General features: G+C 65.0%; 15 protein-coding genes. 9 read left to right on the forward strand and 6 right to left on the reverse strand.

What is annotated here, in order from left to right; all coding sequences use genetic code 11:
* Positions 1-132 precede the first annotated feature (132 nt).
* A complete protein-coding gene (gene tilS / locus KF791_17400) occupies positions 133-1,503 on the forward strand; it encodes a tRNA lysidine(34) synthetase TilS (GenBank protein MBX3734354.1) in 1,371 nt (456 codons plus the stop codon).
* 61 nt (positions 1,504-1,564) lie between these two features.
* Complete coding sequence (ftsH, locus tag KF791_17405) at positions 1,565-3,577, forward strand: ATP-dependent zinc metalloprotease FtsH (GenBank protein ID MBX3734355.1); 2,013 nt, start codon at positions 1,565-1,567, stop codon at positions 3,575-3,577.
* 18 nt (positions 3,578-3,595) lie between these two features.
* Here the strand turns inward: ftsH and KF791_17410 are convergent, their stop codons facing one another.
* Positions 3,596-5,944 (reverse strand): CRTAC1 family protein, encoded by a 2,349-nt coding sequence (locus KF791_17410; GenBank protein ID MBX3734356.1) that lies wholly within the window; start codon positions 5,942-5,944, stop codon positions 3,596-3,598.
* An 18-nt stretch (positions 5,945-5,962) separates the two neighbouring features.
* Positions 5,963-6,433 (reverse strand): 6,7-dimethyl-8-ribityllumazine synthase, encoded by a 471-nt coding sequence (gene ribH / locus KF791_17415; protein MBX3734357.1) that lies wholly within the window; start codon positions 6,431-6,433, stop codon positions 5,963-5,965.
* A gap of 369 nt (positions 6,434-6,802) precedes the next feature.
* On the opposite strand from ribH, the gene KF791_17420 reads away from it, so the two are divergent.
* Complete coding sequence (locus KF791_17420) at positions 6,803-7,495, forward strand: ABC transporter ATP-binding protein (GenBank protein MBX3734358.1); 693 nt, start codon at positions 6,803-6,805, stop codon at positions 7,493-7,495.
* Positions 7,492-11,004, forward strand: a complete 3,513-nt coding sequence (locus KF791_17425) for an FtsX-like permease family protein (GenBank protein MBX3734359.1) — start codon at positions 7,492-7,494, stop codon at positions 11,002-11,004. Before KF791_17420 ends, KF791_17425 begins: the two co-directional genes overlap by 4 nt.
* 21 nt (positions 11,005-11,025) lie before the next feature.
* On the opposite strand, the gene KF791_17430 is transcribed toward KF791_17425, so the two are convergent.
* Positions 11,026-12,510 (reverse strand): alpha/beta fold hydrolase, encoded by a 1,485-nt coding sequence (locus tag KF791_17430; GenBank protein ID MBX3734360.1) that lies wholly within the window; start codon positions 12,508-12,510, stop codon positions 11,026-11,028.
* Between the two features lie 682 nt (positions 12,511-13,192).
* Here KF791_17430 and KF791_17435 point away from each other — a divergent pair.
* The 4 genes from KF791_17435 to KF791_17450 all read left to right on the forward strand — a co-directional run bounded on the left by KF791_17435 (position 13,193) and on the right by KF791_17450 (position 16,556).
* Entirely contained in the window at positions 13,193-14,221 is a 1,029-nt protein-coding gene (locus KF791_17435) for a transposase (GenBank protein MBX3734361.1), read from the forward strand.
* 162 nt (positions 14,222-14,383) lie between these two features.
* Positions 14,384-15,412: a hypothetical protein gene (locus KF791_17440; protein ID MBX3734362.1), complete on the forward strand. Its 1,029-nt coding sequence runs from the start codon at positions 14,384-14,386 to the stop codon at positions 15,410-15,412.
* A gap of 46 nt (positions 15,413-15,458) precedes the next feature.
* The gene (locus KF791_17445) at positions 15,459-15,866 is read left to right on the forward strand and encodes an AAA family ATPase (protein MBX3734363.1); all 408 of its coding nucleotides are present in this window, start codon (positions 15,459-15,461) and stop codon (positions 15,864-15,866) included.
* Between the two features lie 45 nt (positions 15,867-15,911).
* On the forward strand, positions 15,912-16,556 hold the full coding sequence (locus tag KF791_17450) for a transposase (GenBank protein MBX3734364.1): 645 nt from the start codon (positions 15,912-15,914) through the stop codon (positions 16,554-16,556).
* A gap of 342 nt (positions 16,557-16,898) precedes the next feature.
* Here KF791_17450 and KF791_17455 read toward each other — a convergent pair whose 3' ends face one another.
* From KF791_17455 to KF791_17465, 3 genes are read right to left on the reverse strand one after another with little or no spacing between them, the layout of a single operon-like run.
* Positions 16,899-19,088 carry a hypothetical protein gene (locus KF791_17455; GenBank protein MBX3734365.1) on the reverse strand — a complete coding sequence of 730 codons (2,190 nt, stop codon included), beginning with the start codon at positions 19,086-19,088 and terminating at the stop codon, positions 16,899-16,901.
* A complete protein-coding gene (locus KF791_17460) occupies positions 19,085-19,987 on the reverse strand; it encodes an ABC transporter ATP-binding protein (GenBank protein MBX3734366.1) in 903 nt (300 codons plus the stop codon). The genes KF791_17455 and KF791_17460 overlap by 4 nt, the downstream gene beginning before the upstream one ends.
* 37 nt (positions 19,988-20,024) lie before the next feature.
* On the reverse strand, positions 20,025-20,432 hold the full coding sequence (locus tag KF791_17465) for a GntR family transcriptional regulator (protein MBX3734367.1): 408 nt from the start codon (positions 20,430-20,432) through the stop codon (positions 20,025-20,027).
* 132 nt (positions 20,433-20,564) lie between these two features.
* On the opposite strand from KF791_17465, the gene KF791_17470 reads away from it, so the two are divergent.
* On the forward strand, positions 20,565-21,953 hold the full coding sequence (locus KF791_17470) for a tetratricopeptide repeat protein (protein ID MBX3734368.1): 1,389 nt from the start codon (positions 20,565-20,567) through the stop codon (positions 21,951-21,953).
* Positions 21,954-22,005: the final 52 nt, after the last annotated feature.

Below are 22,005 nucleotides of genomic sequence, written 5' to 3' on the forward strand. Positions count from 1 at the left end.
TCGCGAGGCGCGACGCTACGGGCGCCGATACGTCCCGCCAAGCGCAAGGTGCGCCGCCATGCCGCCGTCGGAGCCCGGGTCTGCGACGCACGCAGCTTCCCAATTGTTCCGGGCTTGTCCCATGCTGTCCCGGTGAACGCACTCGCCGCCCACGTTCGCGTCTCGCTGACGCGGCACGGCCTGCTGCCAGCCGGCGGGCGGATCCTTGTTGCGGTTTCCGGTGGCGCGGACTCCATGATGCTGCTGCACCTGCTGCACACGCTGGCCGGCCCGCTGCGGCTGGAGCTTGCGGTGGCCCATGCGCATCATCAGCTCCGGGGTTCGGATGCCGACCTTGACGCCCGACTCGTTCGAATGACGGCACGTGCGCTCGGGCTTCGGTGTGTGATGGCCCGACTTCCGGTGCGCGAGGCCCGGGGTCTCACCGGCGAGTCTCTTGAAATGGCGGCGCGCCGCCTGCGGCACGCATTTCTTGCGCGGACTGCACGCCGGCTCGGAATGCTCACCGTCGCCCTCGCCCATCACGCAGATGACCAGGCCGAACTGGTGCTGATGCGATTGCTTCAGGGCGCCGGGGGGGACGGACTTGCGGGTATGTCCTGGCAGAATCCTTCGTCCGCCGACCGGAGGATCGTGTTGATCCGTCCCCTGCTCGATTTGCCCGGGTCCCGGCTGAAAGCCGCTGCGATTGCCGGGGGAGTCCCCTTCCGGGAGGACGCCAGCAATAGTGATCCCGGTCCGCTCCGCAACCGGGTCCGACTCGAACTGCTGCCGCTGTTGGAAGCGAGGTTCTCTCCGGCAATCCGCCGGTTGCTGGGTCGCACGGCGGATCTGGTGGGCGCAGAGGCCACGTTTGTCGGAGCGGAGGCGCAACGGTGGCTGGAGCATCCGCAGGATCGCGACTTTCGCGTCCTCCCGTTGGCCTTGCAGCGCGCGGTGCTGCGGGTCCAGTTGCGGGCGTTGGGGCATGAGCCGGGTTTCGATACGGTCGAGCGGCTTCGACGAGGCGTTGGGGTCCATCAGGTTTCCGAAGACCTGAGGGTTCGCCGGGATGCTGGTGGACGGGTCGTGCCCGAGTCCCCTGTCACCGTCCCCGACTTTGAAGGCCGGGAGCAACGCCTGGAATTGAGATCGCGTGGAGGCACCGCAACCCTCGGCGGCACCTCGATACGGTATTCGTTTGACCGGGCGGCATCTTTTTCCCCGGACAACAGGTCCGCGGGCGAGGAAGTTTTCGACGCTGCGCGGGTCGGGATGCGGATCTGCCTCCGCCACTGGCGTCCGGGCGATCGCTTTCAACCGCTGGGGTTCGCGAGGCCGGCAAAACTCCAGGACCTCCTCGTCAATCGAAAGGTGCCCGCAGCGCGGCGCCGGACACTGCTCGTGGCGGCGACTGGCGACGGCATCCTCTTTTGGGTCGAGTCCCTCCCGCCCGGAGACTTGTTTCGCATCCGGCCGGATACCCGGCGCACTTTGCGCTGGAAGTGGCGTCCAGTGCCGTAATTGCAGGGGAAACGCGGCTTGCACCGGTCCCGGACACTGGTAGCTTTCGCCAGAGTTCGTCATGGCCGAAAACAACGAAAACAGCCGCGGTCCAGCCTCCAACGGAACCCCCGGTCTCACTGCGCGGACGTGGATGGTCTGGATCGCCGTGGCCGCCCTGATTCCCCTGCTCCTGATCTTCCAGAAGACCAACCAGCAGCGCTATCACCCGATTTCGCAGAAGAAGCTGTTCGACCTGGTCGCGTCGAATCTCGTCGAGAGCGGCGAGATCCATTTCGCCCCCCAGACCCAGTTGCGGCTCGTCCGAGGGCGCTACCAGGCGCTTGACGGCGGGCCAACGAATCAGGCGCTGGTGCCCTTCTCCGTGGAGGCGGTGCTGAGCCCGCAGCGCATGGATGCGTTGATGGACACCGGGGTGTTTCGCCCCGTGGAGAACAACAACGCCTTCCTGCAGGTCGTTCTGGGCATCCTCCCCATCCTGATCATCGGCCTGTTGATCTGGTTCTTCTTCATCCGCCAAATCAAGGCTGCGGGACGGGGCGCGTTGAGCTTCGGCAAGTCCAAGGCGCGACTGCTCAGCAAGGAAAAGAACAAGACGACCTTCAAGGATGTTGCCGGGGTCGAGGAGGCCAAGGACGAGGTGTCCGAACTCGTCGAATTCCTGAAGGATCCCAAGAAGTTTCAGAAACTGGGGGGCCGCATTCCCAAGGGCGTCCTGATGGTCGGTCCGCCCGGCACCGGAAAGACCCTCCTGGCCAAGGCGATTGCGGGGGAGGCGGACGCCGCGTTCTTCAGCATCAGCGGGTCCGACTTCGTCGAGATGTTTGTCGGTGTGGGCGCCAGCCGGGTGCGCGACATGTTCGAGCAGGCGCGCAAGAGCACGCCGTGCCTGATCTTCATTGATGAAATTGATGCCGTGGGCCGCGCCCGCGGCCACGGGATGGGTGGCGGCAATGACGAGCGGGAGCAGACGCTCAACGCCCTCCTGGTCGAGATGGATGGTTTCGACACCACCGAGGGGATCATCATCATTGCGGCGACCAACCGGCCCGACGTGCTGGACCCCGCCCTCCTGCGTCCCGGCCGGTTTGACCGTCAGGTGACGGTGAGCCTGCCTGATGTCCGCGGTCGCGAGGCGATCCTGCGGGTGCATGCGAAGAACGTGAAACTGGAGAGCGTCGTGGACCTGTCGGTCATTGCCCGCGGCACCCCCGGCTTTTCCGGGGCGGAACTGGCCAATCTGCTGAACGAGGCGGCCCTCATTGCCGCCCGGGCGGGACGCAAGGCCATCGGCATGCACGAACTGGAGGAGGCTCGGGACAAGGTCCGATGGGGTCGCGAACGCCGCAGCCTGGCAATGTCCGAGGAGGAGAAGCGCGCCACCGCGTGGCACGAGGCGGGCCACGCCCTGGTGAATGTGCTGCTGGAGCACACCCATCCGCTGCACAAGGTCACGATCATCCCCCGCGGGCGTGCCCTCGGAGCGACCATGTCGCTGCCCAAGGAGGACGTGCTCAACATGCGACGCAAGCAGGCCGTGGACATGATCACCATGGCGATGGCCGGGCGGATCGCCGAGTCACTGGTGATTGGTGACATTTCCAGTGGAGCCTCCGGGGACATCCAGCAGGCCACCGCAATTGCCAAGTCCATGGTCATGCACTGGGGCATGAGCGACAAACTGGGCCACGTGCTCTACGGCGAATCCCAGGAGTATGTCTTCCTCGGCCGCGACATGATGCGGTCCAAGGACTACAGCGACGAAACCGCCGAGCTCATTGACGCGGAGGTGAAGCGCTTCGTCGAGGAGGGGTACAACACCGCGAAGCGGTTGATTGATGAGCACCGCGACAAGCTGGAGATCATCGCGAACGCCCTGCTGGAGTTCGAGACGCTCGACGGCACCCAGGTCGAGGACATCGTTCGTACCGGCAAGTTCACCCCGCCCCCTGCCGGCCCCGCGAACGTGGATCCGCCCACCGGTGCCCAGGCGGCCACCCCGCTTCCGGAGGTGGTCAAGCCGGTGCCACCAAAGCTTCCCGGCTTTGGGTCCCCTGCCCCCGCGGCGGCCTGATTGGACCTCTCGGGGCGTTCAACGTTCCGCCTGTAGGTTGCTGTCGGGAACATCTACAATGTTCCAGCGGTCATTCTGGGGCGCTTCAAGGGACGTCGGCGCCCGACCGGGTCCCCAGTCAATGACCGTTCTACCGGCTGACGAATGCCCCAGTCCGAAATGAACCGCCGCCGGTCCCTGGGAACGAAAGCTGTCCCCGGTCAACCGCCAGCGGGAGAACTGGGTCTCACCGGAGGTCACAGTCACCCGGACCCCGGATGGCACCGATCCGCGAAACCGAAATCCGATCCAGCGGCCGACGGCTTCCAGCTCGTTTCGGTAAATCCTTAGGCGCTGACGCTGACGGGGCCACCCCTCCTGGGTCGTCACCACGAGATCGAGCCGCCCATCGAGATCCAAATCAGCAGCCACCAGATTTCGGCAATCCTCCGGATCGGCGACCCCCAGCAGCCACGCGACCTCGGCATAATCCCCATCCTTCACCTGCAATCGGAGAATGTTGTCCTGCCAGCCGCCATAGCTGGCCCTTGCCGCCTGACGGCGGCCTGCAGCCGTCCGGAAATAGAATTCCGCCGCCGGATCGTTGGTGGAGCCGGCAACGAACCGATCGTGCAGCCAAAACTGGCGCTCGTAGTCCACGGTCGAGGAACGGGTCTCGTGCCCGTTGGCCACCGCCAGATCCAGCCGGCCGTCATTGTCAAAATCCTCCCAGGCTCCCCCCCAACTCCATCCCGTGGCGGCCAATCCCGAAGCCCATGCTGCTGGCGCCCCACGGAGCGGACGCGCGCCGTCCGTACTTCCGAGAAACAGCCGGTTGCCCGCCGTCATCCCTACCACGGCATTCGCAGGCTCGCCAGGGACCGGACGGCGCACCCCAAGCGCGAGCAAACGGGAGGCCACAATGGAATCCATGCCGAGCATCAGCACGTCAGGATGTCCGTCGCCGTTGGCGTCGCTGACGACATGCGCCATGCCGAAGGCATGCCGGTCGGGGCCCAGGGACGGGGTCAGGTCCTCGAAGCGCCCATGCCCAGTGTTTCTCAGGAAATCCAGGCCCGCAAAATCGCTGACATTCAGCAGATCCAGGGCGCCATCACCGTCAACGTCCACGAACGAAGCACTGTAGCTGCGCCGACGCCCCACGGGACCAAGGCCCGACGCCTCCGTGGCCTCCAAAAATCGGCCCCGCCCATCGTTGAGCAGCAGATGGGAGGAGAACCCGTCCCGCGCATCGTACCACGGGGTGGGAAACTGTCCCTGCTGGTACGGAAGCTTGTACTGCACCAGCCACAAATCCACATCGCCATCCCCGTCCACATCGCCGACGGCGATCGCCTGCGGATGCCGCAACAAGCCGGGTGCGGTCCAACCCTGCCGCCAATCGGGTTCCGTACGTCCGTCGAAGGCCGCGGCCCAGCGGAGCCCGGTCGCACCGGCGATCACCAGGTCCTCGCGGCCGTCGCCATCCACGTCGGCAAGGACGGCGGCTTGGATCCGCTCCTCAGGCACGCCGGCGACCTCCTTGCGGTCGAATGGTGCGGACGACGCCTGTCCTGTGCCGTTCCACCAGACGGAAGCGGCTCCAACCATCAGCAGTTCCGGGCGTCCGTCGCCATCAAGATCCCGAATGATCAGCGGATCATTGAACCGGGTGGACTCCGGTGGAAGATCCGCTTCCAGCCACAAACGAAACGGTGGCGGGCCCAAACGATGGAGCACGGTGAGGCGATCCACGCGAAGGCTGGTAACTTCCGCGATGCCCGAATCGCTCGATGTCCAGGTCACGGTGGCCTCGAGATCAAGCGTTGCCCGTTGCTCCGGCTTCAACCGCTCCAGCCGGGCTCCAATCCAAATGTGGGACCGGGCGTGCTGCCCGCGGCCAGCCGTCTGGTGGGACCTCAGAGCCCACCGCGTCCCCCGAATCTCCCATCCGGCGGCCGCCCACCCTTCAATCCAATCCCGCCAGTCCAGGCGGTCGAGCGTCTTGCCGGCACCGGGCGCCTGTCGGACACGCCAAATGCCGTGGGGCAGCGCCTCGGGGATTCCGATGTCCAGAAGGGAAACCTGCTCCAGCGAAATATCCTGCAGAATGCGCCAGTCGTTGGTCGCCGCATTCAGCGAATCCCAGATCTGGTGAAGCACGTCCTCGAATCGCTGGGCTTCAATTTCAGGCGCCCACAGTCCCCGGGCCACCGCCTGCTCCCGTTCCTCGATGGCGAGATACTGGCGGGCGATCGCCTCGGCTGCTTCCGCCGGGCTGCGGGGCCCGAGTGCGCCCGAGGTCCGGTGGCCGCTGCGACGCATCCATAGGGCCAGTGCGAGTGCAGTCGCCAGTGCTCCCAGCAGCCATGGAAAACGTCCGCGCATCGTTCACCACAGGACGGGCTACAGACTCCGCAGGAGCGTGGCCATTTCCAACGCGGTGCGCGCGGCCTCGAGGCCCCGGCCGGTTTCCGGATCCAGACAACGGGCGGTCGCCTGCTCCTCGGAGGCGACGCTCAGCACCTGATGCACCATCGGAACCCCGGTATCCACCGCCAGGCGCATCAGTGCGTCGCTGACGGCGTCACCGATGTGCTGCGCGTGCAACGTTTCCCCCTGCCACACGACTCCGAGGCACACGACCGCGTCGGGCCGGCCCCGGGTCCGACGGGCGACCGCGCCCGCCACCACCGGGATTTCCCAGGCGCCGGGAACGCGCAACACCTCGGGATCGGGCGCCCCCGCGCGATTCAGCGAGGACAATGTGGCGTTGAGCAGACCGTCCACAAACCGCGGATGATACCGCGATGCGATCACGGTGAACCGGCAGCCGACACCGGATGGCAGGGGATCCTCGATACTTGGGGTCAACACGCACCCAATCTGCCCAAAAGCCTTGCAGGCCGCCATCCGGGACTGAGGCCGGCCGGGAAGGCATCGAGCCGCTCTCACCCGCGGGTGGGGCTGGCCCCGGGTCGCGTTCCCGTGGCCCCCGGACTCCCCGTTGGACGGACGGCCCCTGGGGCCACTTGCCCCACCGCGTCGCACCTCGGCTCCGCTCCCGGTGGGGCAACGCTCCGCGGAGCCGTCCGCGTGCGAAGTCTCCACCAGCCCGACTCCGAGTTGTGCGGACGGCAGGAACCTCACCCCACCGCGCGGGGGCCTCACCGTTCCGCTAAAGGGTCCTCTGAGGTCTGCACTTCCGCCGTGGCTTCGGGGGTTGCTGACGCTACCCTTTCCGCGATGTCGGACACTGAATCCGGTCCCCTCCTTGCCCTGCATGAGGTGAGCAAGTCGTACCCGGGTGCGACCCCGGTCCCCGTGCTCCGCAGCGCCAGCCTGGTCATCGGACATGGCGAGAGCCTTGCGATTCTGGGCCCAAGCGGCAGTGGCAAAAGCACGGTCCTCAACCTTCTGGGAACCCTGGACCGGCCGGATTCCGGATCCGTGCTGATGGAAGGACGCGACCTGCAGCCGTTTGGGGCGCGGGAGCTCGCGCGCATCCGGAACCGCCAGATCGGCTTCGTCTTCCAGAACCACCATCTCCTGCCGCAGTGCACCGTTCTGGAGAACGTCCTCCTACCCGCACTCGCGGAGGCGACGTCCGTGGACTCCGGAGCTGAGGATCGTGCCCGACGCTGGCTCGACCGGGTGGGATTGGCGGGGCGGCTGGAACATCGTCCGGGCCAGCTCAGCGGCGGTGAGCGTCAGCGGACGGCCGTGGTGCGGGCCCTCATCAATCAGCCGCGCATTCTCCTCGCCGATGAGCCGACCGGGGCCCTGGATCGCGCCAGCGCGGGCACCCTGGGGGACCTGTTGGTGGAGTTGAACCGGGAGGACGGCGTCGCACTGGTGGTTGTGACCCACAGCACCGAGCTCGCCGCCAGAATGGGGCGGATCGTGGATCTGCTCGATGGAAAGCTGGTGCCCCGATGACCCGCCGCCGCCTGGCCCTTCGTTCGCTGCAGCATCACTGGCGCTCCCATGCCGGGGTGCTCGCCGGCGCCATCATCGCCGCCGCGGTGCTGGTCGGGGCGCTTGCCGTCGGCGATTCGGTCCGTGGCAGCCTCGCGGACCGTGTCCGCGAGCGCCTCGGACACCGCATCGCCACCGCGCTTTCACTGAACGACCGATTTGTCACCGCAGCGCTTTCTGAACGGATCAACGCGAGCAACCCGGCGATCAGCGTCTTGGGGCGGAGCTTGCCATTTGCTTCGAATCCGGCGACCGCCGGGATTCTGACCCTTCCCGGCACGATGACGCGTCAGGACGGAACCGCGCGCGCCAATCGGGTGCAAGTCCTTGAAGTAAGCAGTGAGTTTGAGCGGATATTTTCGCTCGGTGGGGGGGGCGCTTCCATATTCGAGACCGGAGCTGATGAGGTCTGGCTTGGGGAGCCCCTGGCCCGCCAGTTGAAGGTGACCCCGGGCGATGCGGTGGTGTTGCGCATTCACAAGCCGTCGGCGCTGTCACGGGATGCAGTCATCACCCCGCGGGACGACCAGAGTGTGGCGCTCCGATTCCGAGTGGGACGCATTTTGCCGGCATCCGAAGGCGGAGTCTTCGGATTGCAGGCAAATCAGGTCGCTCCGCTGAATGCGTTCGTTCCGCCGGGAACCCTCGCAAAGGCTGCGGACCTCGACGGGCGGGTGAATCTGTTGGTCGGTCGTCAACTGTTTCGTTGGGTACGCTCCACGAGTTCGGAACGCTTGGTTCAACGGTGGAGCGCCCTCCGGGAGCATGGCTTTCAAGCCTGGAAATGGCCGATGACGGAGACCACCCGAGCCATGCCGCCCGAAGCCCAGACGGCGCGCATGGACGAACTCCTGAGCGAGCACTGGCAATTGGCCGATGCGGAACTGGCAATCCGTGTCTGGAAGCCGGTGGCAGATCAACCCGGTTTCGTCGAGTTGACATCCCGCCGGATCTTCCTGGATCCGCCCGCTGTTTCCACCGCCCTTGCACCCAACATCTCAGAGGGGCCGGTGCCCGTGCTGACTTACCTTGTCAATTCCCTCGAGTCAGGCGATCGCCTGACCCCGTATTCCATGGTGACCGCGGCGGGCCCTCCCTACAGCCCGGCCGACCTGGCCGACGATGAAATCGTGGTTTCAGAGTGGTTGGCCGGGGATCTCGGGCTGGAGATTGGAGATTCGCTGCGTCTCACCTATTACCGGGCTGATTCCGGACCCCGGCTCGTCGAGCACACGAATCGGTTCAGGGTTCGGAGTATCGTGCCGATGACGGGGGTGCATGCCGACCGAACGTTGATGCCGGAATTCCCCGGCTTGGCGAAGGCGGAGAGCACACGGGACTGGGACGCGGGCTTTGACCTCGTGCACACCATCCGGGACAAGGATGAAGCGTATTGGAAGGAGTGGCGTGGTGCGCCCAAGGCCTTCGTCAACCCCGAGACCGGCCGGCGCCTCTGGGCGAACCGATTTGGAAACCTGACCGCAATACGCTGGCCGGTTGACGGCAATGCCGATCCCGACGAGGTCGCGGCGGGGATCCAGGCACGGCTTGAGGGAGCTCTGTCCCCACGGGATTTTGGCATCGTCTGGCAGCCGGTGGCCGCGCAGGGCCTAAGCGCGGCGGCATCGGGGCAGGATTTTGGCGGGTTGTTCCTGGGCTTCAGTTTTTTCCTCATCCTTTCGGCGCTGCTGCTCACCTCGATGCTCTTTTTGTTCGCCCTGGAGCGTCGGGCGGGCGAGGTCGGACTCCTGCTGGCAGTGGGCTGGACCCCTGCGGGTGTCCGGCGGCTGTTGTTGCGCGAAGGATTGATGCTCGCAGGCCTTGGAACGGTGCTTGGAATCGTCGGAGGCATCTACTACGCGCGCGCGATTCTCACCGGACTCAACACCCTGTGGCGGGACGCCGTCGCCGGCGGCGGGCTGACCTTTCACCTCACCCCCGCATCACTCGTGATCGGCGCGCTCCTCGCCTTCGGCACTGCGGCCGTGACGCTGACGCTGGCGTTGCGGGGCCAGGCCCGCCTGCCAGCACGTCATCTCCTTGAGGACACGGCATCGGATCTGGCAGGGGCCGAAGGGGCCAAATGCCGGTCGGCCCGCCCTGCCCTTCCCATCGGGATGGCCGCAGCGGCGTTCGGACTTTGCGCCTGGGGTTTCCTGGGATCGGAGCGGCACCAGCCGGCGGCCTTCTTTGGAGCGGGCGCCGCCGCGCTGGCAGCGGGAGCGCTTGGGCTGCGATACCGGCTACGCATGGTCCGCCCGTCCGGCCGGGTCGTCCGCACCCGGATGGGGTTGGCGCTCCGGGGCATCTCCAGACGCCCTTCCCGTTCCCTGGCCACCGTCCTGCTGCTGGCCAGTGCCTCGTTTCTGCTGGTCGTGGTGGCCGCCAGCCGGTTGGACGCGCGACGTGACGCCTCCAAGCGGAGCGCCGGGACCGGGGGATTCGCGTTTTGGGGTGAAAGCAGCCTTCCGATCGTCGCGGACCTCGACAGTCGAAAAGGCCGCGAATCCTTTGGCCTGGACGAGGGCCTGATGGAGGCCGTGACCTTTGTTCCGTTCCGGGTTCGCGAGGGCGACGATGCCAGCTGCCTCAACCTCAACCGGGCCCAGCAGCCCCGGTTGTTGGGAGTGGATCCCGAACCGCTTTCCCGTCGCCAGGCGTTCACCTTCACGGCGTCCCTGCCGGCACCCAATGGCGCCACCGGCTGGGACCTGCTGGCGGCTTCGTGGGCGGACGCCCCGGATGGCATTCCAGTCCTCCCCGCCATCGGCGATGCCAACTCCATTCAATGGGCGCTTGGCCGGAAGGTCGGCGACACGCTGGACTATCTTGACGACCGGGGACGTCCGTTCCGCGTCCGCATCGTCGGCGCGGTGGCCAACTCGGTCCTGCAGGGAAGCCTCATCATTCCCGAATCCGGGTTTGTGGAACGGTTTCCCACGGAATCCGGCCACCGGGTCTTCCTGGTGGATGCCCCCGCCGATCGCACGTCCGAAATCGCAGCCGACCTTTCACGCGCGTTTTCCGACGTCGGTCTGGAACTGACGCCGGCCGCGGTGCGGCTGGATCGCTTCAACGCGGTGCAGAACACCTACCTCAACACGTTCCAGATGCTGGGCGGCCTGGGCCTTTTACTGGGCAGTGTCGGGCTGGGTGTCGTGGTCCTGCGCAATGTGCAGGAACGTCGTGGGGAACTGGCTCTCATGAAGGCCGTCGGGTTTGACGATCCCCCGCTTCGCCGCATGGTGCTTTCCGAACACGCCATCCTGCTGGGGCTTGGCATTGTCCTTGGGGTGGCGGCAGCGGTGCTCGCGATCCTGCCGTCGGTCTTGCGCCCCGGTACCGAAATTCCGTGGTTTTCGCTGGCCCTGACCTTCTTCCTGGTGGGGGCAAACGGTCTGTTCTGGACCTGGCTGGCGACCCGGCAGGCGTTGCGCCGGGATCTCCTGACAGGCCTGCGGGAGCTCTAATTTTTGGAGGTCCCCGGGCGACTACTCTCCAGAGCTGATCGGCAGTCCGGTCACAAACTTGACCACCCGGTCTTCGAGGATGCTGTAGAACGGATTGTAGCGAAGCCGAAGCTGGGCTCCCGGCGGCACCAGCAACAGCCCGTTCTCGCCGCGAAGCGCAAGGTCTCCCAACTGCATGCGCCCCGGTTCCGCCCCCGACCCGTCGCCGTAAACGGGGTCCCATGGAGGGATGGGCAGCGCGACGTGGGACAACGACATGAGCCCCGGCGGCCATCGGAAAGGCACGGCCTGCTCCGTCACATGGGTCTCGCCAGCCGCGCGGAACAGGAGTCGCACCTGGTCGGAATCCGGCCCTTCGGTGGTCAGGAGACGGACCGAAAATGGCGCGGTCCGATCTTCCATCAGGCGTTGGGTGAACCCCTCGGGATGGGCAATCATCAACGAAGTCGCCACCGCGGTGCGCCGGATGTCGAAGAGCACCAGCTCATGCCCTTCCGGCGCGAGCCGGCGGAACAGTCGGTCCACAATGGCCGTGGGCACGATGGTCGAGTCCACGACGGACTGAAACGCCAGGACCGGGGGCATGCCGGCAACTCCTGCGCCGTGATCGAGCCGGGCCAGCCGATCCTGAATCCGCCGGGTCAGCCGGTACACTTGTTCGCCTGCGTTGATTGGAAACGAGTTGTACTTGTACGGATCGTATTCGGGTCCGATGTCCGTCCAGGCGGCCTTCTCCATCCCTGGAAGGCGGCTGAGACCTCGAATCAGGGGTGCCAGAGCCGCAGCCGGGCTCACCCCGATCGCCGGCGAAAGGAGCACCAATCCATCGGCGGCCGGCAGGGTCTCCCCTTCCAGTCGGGCCAGGGCATACTCGATCGCGAGTGCGGCTCCGTTGGAGTAGCCGACGAGGACCAGGGGCAGGTTGGTGCCCAACCGTTCCCGCAGGTGCCGCGCCGCCAGCCGTGTCGCCCCGGCAAAGTCCTCCATGGTTGCGCGGGTCAGGCTCGCGGGTGCGGTGCCGTGTCCTGGAAGCCGCAGACCCATCACCAGGAAACCCTCGCCGGCGAGCCGCTGCCCCAGGGCGCGCAGGCTGTACGGACCGTCCGAAAGCCCGTGGAGCAGCAGGACCCCGCCCCGCGGATTGCTGGGTCCCAGAACAAAAGTCCGGTTCCAGTTGGTGCCGCCGCGTGCCGGGTCAGCACCCGATCCCGTCCAGTAGCGACTCCACCGTTCCTGCTCCTTGGGAGGCGTCCGGTCGGTCACCTCGCGCATCAACTCGGAGAACAGACGCTCCTCCTGGGCAAGATACCCGTTGAAGTTGGTCGCCGACCTGGAACTGCTGACGCGGTACTCCTCAGATAGCGCGGCTGTGTGCCAGGGCTTCAGATCCGGACGGCCCCGCAAATACCGCACGTATCCGAAAACGCCCACCACCAGGACACCGAGTGCGCCGTAGGCGAACGCTAGGGCCGCATGTTTAAGGAGCCGCCTGATCGTGATCGCCATGCTTGGAGAGGCTACCCTCAAGTCCGGATGAAATCAGCAGCGGCGGTGCACCGCCGACCCGATTTCAGGCACCGGCCCGTTCCTGACGGGAGCATTGGGCCGTAATTGCCCAGAGCCCACGGCCTCAAGGTCATGTGCCAACGTCGCACCCCGAGCCGTCAACGGTGTGGAACATTCGGGATGAGAAATGGGTTTTAAGGGCTCGTGGTGGGCCTATGCGGCCCGTAGAGAAGTCCCCGAACCCAAAGGGGTGCTTCCCGAGCTTGCGCCAGTTTCCATCGGGGTGGCGGCACGCTGGCGGGTCAGTGATGCGGGGGCTGTGGGATGTCGTGCCCCATGGTTGCCCTTCACTCGGGCCAATTCGATCAACTCCGCACCTGCGGGCACTCCGCCCATGATGCCATGTCGCTACGCATGCAGCCCGAGCAGGGGGCGTGGGCTGCTTTGGAGAGCCTGCCGGTCCAGCTGAAGACGCAAGATCTATGATGGTCCTGACGCCTACGAGTTCCGGCTCGGCCCGCTCCGTCCCGTCGTCTCCGAGGTCTTCGGCAAGTTTCTCCAATGCGGCATCCTCGAGCGCGGCTTCGCCCGCGTCCGCTGCGATCGCTGCGCGCACGGATACCTCGTCGCCATTTCCTGCAAGGGACGCTGGTTTTGCCCCTCCTGCCATCAACGCAAGGTCTTGCAGACCGCCGCCCATCTGGTGGACCATCTCCTGCTGCCCGTCCCCCACCGACACGTCGTCCTCGCCCTGCCCAAGCTGCTGCGACCCATTTTCCGGCGGGATCAAAACCTCCTCCGGCGCCTCTGTACCGTCGCGCAGCAGACGCTGACCCAACTCCTGCGCACCGCCCTGGGATTGCCTCGCGGACGCCCCGCCTTCCTTCTCACCCTCCACACCTTCGGCGAATACCTCGACATACACCCCCACATCCATGCTCTGATGGCCGATGGCCTTCTTGATGCTGAGGGCCAGTGGCACCCCGCTCCCGTGATCCCGCACGGCATCCTGGAGTCCGTCTTTCGGGACCGGATCTTCGCCGAACTCCTTCGGTTGCGTCGGATCTCCCCGCAACTGGTGGAGCGCATGCGCGGCTGGAAACACACCGGATTCAACGTGGACGCCACCCGCAGTGTGCCCCCGGAGAACCGCGCCGAGCGGGAGGAACTCTGCCAGTACATCCTGCGCAACCCGTTCTCTGCGGCCAAGATCACCCTGGAACAACCCGGGGACGTGGTGATCTACCGCTCGCGGCTCAATCCCAAGATCCGCCGCAACTTTGAGGTCTTCGCCGCGGAGGACTTCCCGGCGGCGCTCTCGCAGCACATCCCCGACCGGGGCGCCCAAATGTTCTGGTACTACGGGTTGTATTCGAACAAGAGCCGCGGCTGCCGGAGCCGCGCCAATCCCGCCGCGAAGGTGGCTTGGCCCAAGGGCTCTCCGCCTCCACCGGCCAAGCTGCCCGCCCGCAAGTGGCGGGATCTCATCCGGCAGGCGTGGCATAGCGGACTTGTCCCGACGAAGCCTTGGCGAAGGCGGAGAACGTCCTCACCGACTGAATGCCGCTCAGTCGATGGACGCCGGTCTGCGACCCAGACCCTGAAATCGGGTAGTGTGCTAGGATCTCCGCCCCCTCTGGCAGCCTTCGACAGCCCCCCGACTCGCTACGGCTTGGGAGAAGGCTCGCCGCAGGCGAAAATCGAAAGTTGACACCGGGAAAATCGCGAAGTGAACTTCCAAAACGGTCGGGTCAGCAGAATCAAATCTCCCTCTCCCGGCGAAGCGCAAAAACCAAATTCCTATCAATAATAATATCAATACTAGGACATGGCGCGGGTGCTTGCGGCCGCAAGATCCTGAAAGTTGAGAAATATGGGACAGGAAGAAAAGTCAATTGCTACAACTGAGGAAGGGAAGGCGATAATGCCTGCCGGGCAATCGTTGATGGGCATGAAGGAGCTTCCTGCTTTACTTGGAAGTTTAGGAATCGGGTTTTATGCCCTCGGATTCCTAATCTGGGAGATTCACACGAGCACATATGGAATTTCTGGCCCTTCATTGTTTCAGGGAAGATTCGTTTCGGCCGGACTCTGCTACTTCGCCTTCGTCGTAATGTTCGTGATGCCTTTTGCTTTGCTTTTTGAATGGTTTGGTCCCGACAGGACAACTAAATCAAAACCAACCGCCACAGCTTCCCGAGACCAAATCACCCTTTTAGTCTTGTGGCTTTTTTTGCTCATGTCAGCTCTTCCCAGATTGCTACCAAGTGTCGAGGTCCGCGTTTGGGGGCTAGCTCCCGTTACGTTATCTGGACTCGCAATCACCATCGCTCCGTTTGTTCGCGGTTTCGCAGATTCCAAGTTTTTCAAAGTAGTCAACAATCCGTGGTTTAGCATTGGGGGCACCATCCTTCTGCTGTTAGTCGCTGTTTGGGTTGCACAGCCAAAGCTCGGGGCATTTCTCATCCTCTCGGCAATACTGTGGCCTGCCATTCACGTTCAAGGGCGGGCTTCCAGAACGGACCTCTGGCAGCACCCGAGCGTAGCTCTGAAGATGATATCCATTTCTTTATGTGGATTCTTGGCACTATCACACGCTATTTGCTTTGGCCAGACCGTGTTTCCCATGGTTCCCGGTTCTTTCGGTGGCGGGGCCCCTCAAATCGTATACTTCATTCCAGGCTCCAGTCGGACGGACCTTTTTTGGGCTGCTGGGTTCCCCATCACCAACGACGCCTATGGACCTTTCGAGGTCATCACGCAAGACGAGCACCGCCTCTGGATCCAGTCACCGCTGCAAGTAACAAACAGCGCGAGAAAGTCGGCGGTCCAGTTCTCGATTGAGTCGACTGACATCCTTCGTTTCGAAAGCAGAAACGGCACAAAAGTGCCAACCAAGTGACAAGCCTCTGCACTTTGATATTGTGCCGAACTAGGAGAAGCCTCGCATGGATTCGTTCCCCGGCTACCTCACCGCCGTCCGCCTGAAGCGGGACGCGGTGCCAAGGTTTTGCCGGTATCCCTTCGCGATCCCGGCGGTGCGCGGACTGGACCGGCTGGAGCTGCATCCCAAGGTCACGTTCTTCATCGGCGAGAACGGCTCGGGCAAATCGACCCTGCTCGAAGCCATCGCGGTGAAGTGGGGCTTCAACGCCGAAGGCGGCACGAAGAATTTCAACTTCGCCACACGCGATTCGCATTCCGAGCTGAACGACTATCTGGTGCTGGAACGCTCGAAGTTTCGGGCTCATGACGGCTTCTTTCTCCGCCCCGAAAGTTTTTACAACGTCGCCACCGAGGTCGATCGGCTCGACGAGGAACCCGGGCACCAAAGGGGACAGGACAACTATCCGTAGATCTGGCGATGGCGGACCGTGCTGCCGCCTCGTGATCCTGCGCCCATGCGCCAGCGTCGTCTGAAGGCCCCCGCCTTGTTCCCCGTCGCCCACTACCACTGCATGTCGCGGGTCGTGAACCGCGACTTCGTCTTCGGTCCCCATGAGCGCGAACACTTCGTTCGCCTGCTCCGCCAGTACGAACGCTTCTGCGGGGCCCGGGTGCTCACCTTCTGCATCCTCTCCAACCACTTCCACCTCCTGGTCGAGGTCCCGGCACGGCCGACGAGTTTCTGTCCCGCATCGAAGCGATCTCCAGCTCGGCCCTCACCCTCGGTCGCTTCCGCCAGCGCCTTGAACAGTTCCGGGCCGCAGGGGATGCGGCGGGTGAACGGGCGTTCCTGGACCGGATCTGCGCCCCGATGTGGGACATCAGCGGCTACCTGCAGCGGCTCAAGCAGCGCTTCACCGTGTCCCTTCGGCAAAGGTGCGGAAGGGGCTGGCGGGGCCGAAATTGTTTGGGTGGCGGCTCTCGACGGACGCGGGCTCAGGGTGCCCTGGGTGAGGTGGCGGCGCCGAGGGTCTGCCGGTAGGTCCACGGCATCCACCTTCCAGGGTCTGCTCGGACGGCCTCCGGATTCCGGACCACCGCCCGCATATAGTCGAAGGGGTTCTCCCCGTTGGCCCGGGCGGTTTCGATCACCGTCATGAAGGTGTCGCCCACCTCAGCTCCCTTCTGCGTCTTGTAGTGCAGGCTGTTCTTGCGATGCAGGATCGCGGTCTTCGGCAGCCTCTCGGCCGTGTTATTGTCGAGAGGGGCTCCGGGCACGTTCAGGAAGCGGGTCAGCGTCGTCCAGAGGTTCAGCAGGAAGGCCACCGCTGCGCCCAGGGCCGAGTTGGGCTCGATCTGCTTCTGGTCCAGGGCCTCCTGAAATTCCCGACGCAACTTCTCCATCACCGGCCCGCTGTGGGCCTGGTGTCGGCGCAAGCGTTCCTCAGGCCCCACCTGCTCCTTCCGGCACCCCGCCTCCACCCGGTACACCTCGCCCAAGGTTACTTCAGTGGAAGTCCGTAACGCCGCCTCAATTCCGGATCCAATGAATACGGCGCAGGGGCGGCAGTGCTCGAAGGTTCTCCGTGCATTTTGGATCGGTGCCCAAACTGCTCGATCGCCCGTTTCATGGGGATCCCGTATTGGATGCTCATCATCGGGTTCATGGCGCCTTGATGGCCGCGTCTCCCACTTGCTTCTCCGACCGCCTCGGCGAACAGAATTTGGATCCAGGCTTCGCGGTTGTCGGCGCGGTCGAATCCGTCGAGGGCGTTCAGAATCAACTGGCGATCCGAATCCTCCTTGAGGCCCAGTTCCCGAAGAAAGTCCGGATTCACGCCCCCGTGGTCCAGATGCCATTCCACGAGTTCCCGCAGTGCGGTGCGTTCCCGGGCTTCCTGATGGGTTGCCCGCTGCGCCTCATGGGCGCGGTATTGAAGGCCCATGAGACGCACCGCCACCTCCGAGAGCAGCAGCGTCGCGCCCACCAGTCCGAAGATGAGGTTTCGCGATTGGCGGAGAAGTTCCGTTCTCCCGGCCGATGCCGTTCCGAAATTCCGACGGCCGTAGCGCAGCAGTGCCGCGGCAAGTGCCATGACCATCAGGACCGTGCCTGCGATCACGGTCAGCCGAACCCCTTGGGCACCCGGTGCCCAGGACGGCATCGCCGGCCGGGCCTGCATCAGTTCGCCGGCGAGCGTTTCGAGTCGGCCCGCCTCGAATACCATGACGGGAGTGACGATCACAGGGAACGCAAGGACCATCAGCGCGGTCGCCGCGGCAGCCTGCATCGTGCCGCGGCACCACGATGAGGCATGCACCGCACAGGTGAAGATCAGGAACACCCCCAACGCAAACGCAGAAACGGCGGCACCAACCCCTGAGGCGCCCTCCGGAAAATAGGCTTCGACACCATAGCCCGCGACGAGCAATCCCATGGGGAGCATGACTCCCAGAACGACGACATGCAGCCAGGCCACGGCAACCTTCAGCCACCATTGTTGCGAGACGGAGACGGGCTGCGTCAGTTGCCAGGCCAGAGTGCCCAATTGACGCTCCTCCGCGACACAGGCCGCCCCGGCTGCGACGAGCGTCAACGATCCGAGAATCACCGCCAGCATCCCGAGGAAATGCGGCAGCTCGGGCATCCAGTCGGATGCGACCCCCAGCACCCGCAGCAACATGCCCGACGCCCATAGCGTGGAGAAGATTGCGGCGACCAACCACGGGACCACATGCAGGCGCATTTCCTTCCGGAGCAATTCCGCAATCCGGGTGCGCGGCAGGACGCGCGTGAGGAAGCGGTCCACGGGAAGGCTCAGCGGATGCCGGCCCACACTTCCCGGGCTGCCGCCAGTGGAGTCATGGATCTCGAGCCTCGCAAAGCAACGCCAGGCCAGTCCCGCGGTGCCGGCCGCGTAGAGGGTCAGGACGACGGGCACCGCATGCTGAATCCACCTGGACCTCACCGGCACCGCGGCGATCCATTCGAAGATGCCGGCAGCGACCGCTCCAAGGGCCGCGCCCAGCAGGGGCACCGCCACGGTGAACACGACCCCCGCCAGCGTGCTGCGCGTCCACAATGTGAACAGCGGCGCGCTGCAGAAGATCAGGGCCACGCTCCCGCCCACGATCACGGCCGACTCGAGAAGCGTTTTGCCGCCCGGTGCCGTGGGCTCGCGCCACAACAGCAGGAGATTCGAGGCAATCCAAAGCAGCACGCACGCGACCGAAGCCAGTTTCTCCAGATAAATCGTGCGCCGCGACCGGGGCTCACAAAGCAGTCCGGACAGCGTCCGGTGCCCAATTTCCTCCCCGAAGGTCACGGCACCGGCGATGACGGCTCCAGCCAGTGCGATCCCGGTCATCCAATCCCAGAGACTTTCGGGAGCGACACCGGCCCAGCGGAACAGAGATAGCGCGCCAGGCACACCGACACCCACCAGCAACGGCATCATTTGAATACGCAGATCCTTGATCCAGTGCCGGGCAAACGCGGTTCGTTCCCGGGAGCCCGGGAGCAACAGGGGGAGGACGACGATGGTGGCGAGGGCCGCCCGCAAAAGTTCGGTGGCGACGCCGATTCCGCTTCCCGCAATTCCCTGCCCTGCGAGTCCCACCCACGGAAGCGCCACGAGCAACCACCATCCCGCAAAAACACCGACACGCGGCACTGCCATTGTCAGATTCATGGCAGGACGCCTCCGGTTCGAACCGTGGCCATGAAAATTTCCTCGAGGGTCAAGGACTCCGCTTCCAGGTGCACGGGACTGCGGGCGCGCAATTGCTCCATCCACCGGTCCCCGTTGCCCTCCACAATCAACTCGAGCTCCCGCCCGGTGCGCCGTACGGATCGTGCCTCGGGGAACTCAGTGTCGGGCGGCGCCTCCCCGGCAAAGACGGCACGCAGCCGGCGAAAGGTCGCCCGCGCCGCGTCGGCCTCGGCCGTCAGAACGGCGCGTCCCTGCTCAAGGACGGTGAACCGGTCAATCAACCCCTCGAATTCGCTGATGAGATGGGTGGAAACGAAGACCGTTCGGCGGCCCGGGTCGGCTTCCTGGTAGGCGCCGATGACGGTCTGGATGAATTCCCGGCGCACCAGAGGGTCAAGTCCGGATGTCGGTTCATCAAGCACCAGCAGTTCGGGTTCGGCGGCAATCGCGCCGATCAATGCGAGTTGGGTGCGCTGTCCCTTGCTCAGACCATGTACGGGCAGGAGCGGATCGAGTCCGAACCGGTCCAGGAGGGACCGTTCCAGACCCTGATTCCATCGCTCCCGAAATGCGGCCTGATAGTCCAGCGCCTCGCGGACAGTCATCCACGGATAGAACGCGACGAAGTCCGGAACATAGGCGAGACGCGACTTGATCGCTGCCTCGTTGCGGACCGGATCCAGCCCGAAGACCGCCACCGAACCCGCCGTCGGCCGGAGCAGGTTGAGCAAACACTTGATCGCCGTGGTCTTGCCGGCGCCATTGCGTCCAAAGAAGCCATGGCAGCGTCCGGGTTCCACTGAGAGCTGGAGCCCGTGCAGGGCCTCGACGCGGCCGTAGCGATGGGTGAGGTTGCGGAATTCAATGACAGGATGCATGAGCGGAGGGGGTTGAGTCGTCGTCGGAAAGGGGCATTCAGGACACCGCAGGCGCGTGCTGGCGCTCGCGGAAGGCCTCCAGGCGTTCTTCGAGCAGCGCCTTGAGCTGCCGGTCGTCAATCTGGAGGTGATGGGCCTGAACGATGACCGCATCCAGTTCCGCGGAGAGACGGTCGGCACGCACCGCACGCCGCAGCGACGGCACCCCGTTGGCCCGGACAAAGCAGCCCGCACCCTGGCGGGTTTCGATCACTCCCTCGGCCTCAAGCGCCGCGTACGCCCGGGCGGCCGTGTTGCGGTTGATCCGCAGGGCCTCCGCCAGGGCCCGCACCGACGGGAGGGCCTCCCCGGGCCGCAGCACGCCGCAGGCGGTCGCCGCCTTCACCTGCTGCAGGATCTGCTGGTACACGGGAACCCCCGACTTGAAGTTGACGTGGGCGATCATGGGAACGGGCGCACAGTGTCATAGGACAATAGGACAGTCAAGACCGTTCATTTTCTGTCCGAACCGCGACGGAATTTCGGATGTAAACTCTTCCGGATTGGCAATCCGGGGACGACCCCGTACGCTGGGCGCATGCCAGAGAAGTCCATGGAACAGATCCCGTTCAGCACGCGCGAGCTGTACGACAAGGGCATCGCCGCGGTGCAAAAGCGGAATTTCGACTATGCCGTCACCCTGCTCATGCAGGCCCTGCGCCTGGAGCCGGGGTTTTACGAGGCACGGGAGGCGTTGCGGGCCACCCAGCATCAGCGGGTCTCCGGCAAGCGCAGCCTTTTCCGGAAATTTGTCGGGTCCGCAAGCTCGCTCACCCGCGGCCAGGTGGCGCTCCGGAGCAATCCGCTCGACGCGATTCAGATCGCAGAGGAGGCGCTGAATGAGGATCCCAACAACATTGCGGCCCACGAACTGCTTGCCGATGCCGCCATGGCGTCCGCGTTACCCCGGACTGCGCTGCTCTCGTTGGAGGTTGCGTTCAAGAGCCGGCCGACCGACCGCCGGCTCGCCTTGAAGCTCGCCGCTGCTGCCGGGGAAATGGGCCAGCGGGCCCGCGCCGAGAAGCTGTACCGCGACCTGCTTCGTGCCGATCCCCGCGACGGCGAGGCCAACGAGCTCCTGAAGAACATGCTCGCCTCACGCACCCTGCACGAGGGGGGCTACGAACGTCTGGCGGGCGGTGAGGGCAGCTACCGGGACGCGCTCAAGGACAAGGACGAAGCGGTCTCCCTTGAACAGGCCGGCCGGCTGGTCAAGGACGAGGATGTCGCCGCCCACCTGATCGGGGAGCTAGAGGCGCGACTGCAGAAGGAGCCCGACAATCTGAAGCTGATCCGCGACGTTGCGGATCTCCACCTCAAGCGCAAGGACTTCGATCAGGCCGCCGGATGCCTCAGGCGCTACCTGCAGGTGGCCGGCGTGAATGATCCGGTGGTGCTGGAGGCCCTGCGCGATGTGGAACTGGCCCGCTTCGACCAGGAGGAGAAGGCGCTCGACCCCACGGCACCCGATCACGCCGCGCAACTGGAGGCGGTCCGGACCCGTCGCGATGCGTGGCGCCTCGAGGATGTGCGGCGGCGCGCGGAGATGAATCCGACCGACCTGCAGATCCGCTTTGAGCTTGGTGAATTGCATCTCCGGGCCGGGCGCCTGGGCGAGGCGATCGCCGAACTGCAGAAGGCCCAGAACAACCCCAATCGCCGTCTCGCGGCAATGAGCCTCCTGGCGCAGGCCTTTGCCCGCCGGGGGATGAACGATCTGGCGGCCCGCAAGCTGCAGGACGCCCTCAAGGAGAAGCAGGTCTTTGACGAGGAGGCCAAGGACCTCCACTACCAGCTCGGCTGCGTCTTCGACGCGATGGGTCGGCGGGAGGACGCCATGGAGCACTTCAAGACCATCTACGAACAGGACATCGCCTACCGCGACGTCATGGCCCGCGTGGACGCCTTCTACGCATCCAACGGCTGAAAGGCGCTGGCCGGGGCCGCTGCTGCCCGTTGCTCACCCGTGCCGACAACCG

The sequence above is a fragment of the Verrucomicrobiia bacterium genome, assembly GCA_019634635.1.
In the GTDB taxonomy this organism is placed as follows: domain Bacteria; phylum Verrucomicrobiota; class Verrucomicrobiia; order Limisphaerales; family UBA9464; genus UBA9464.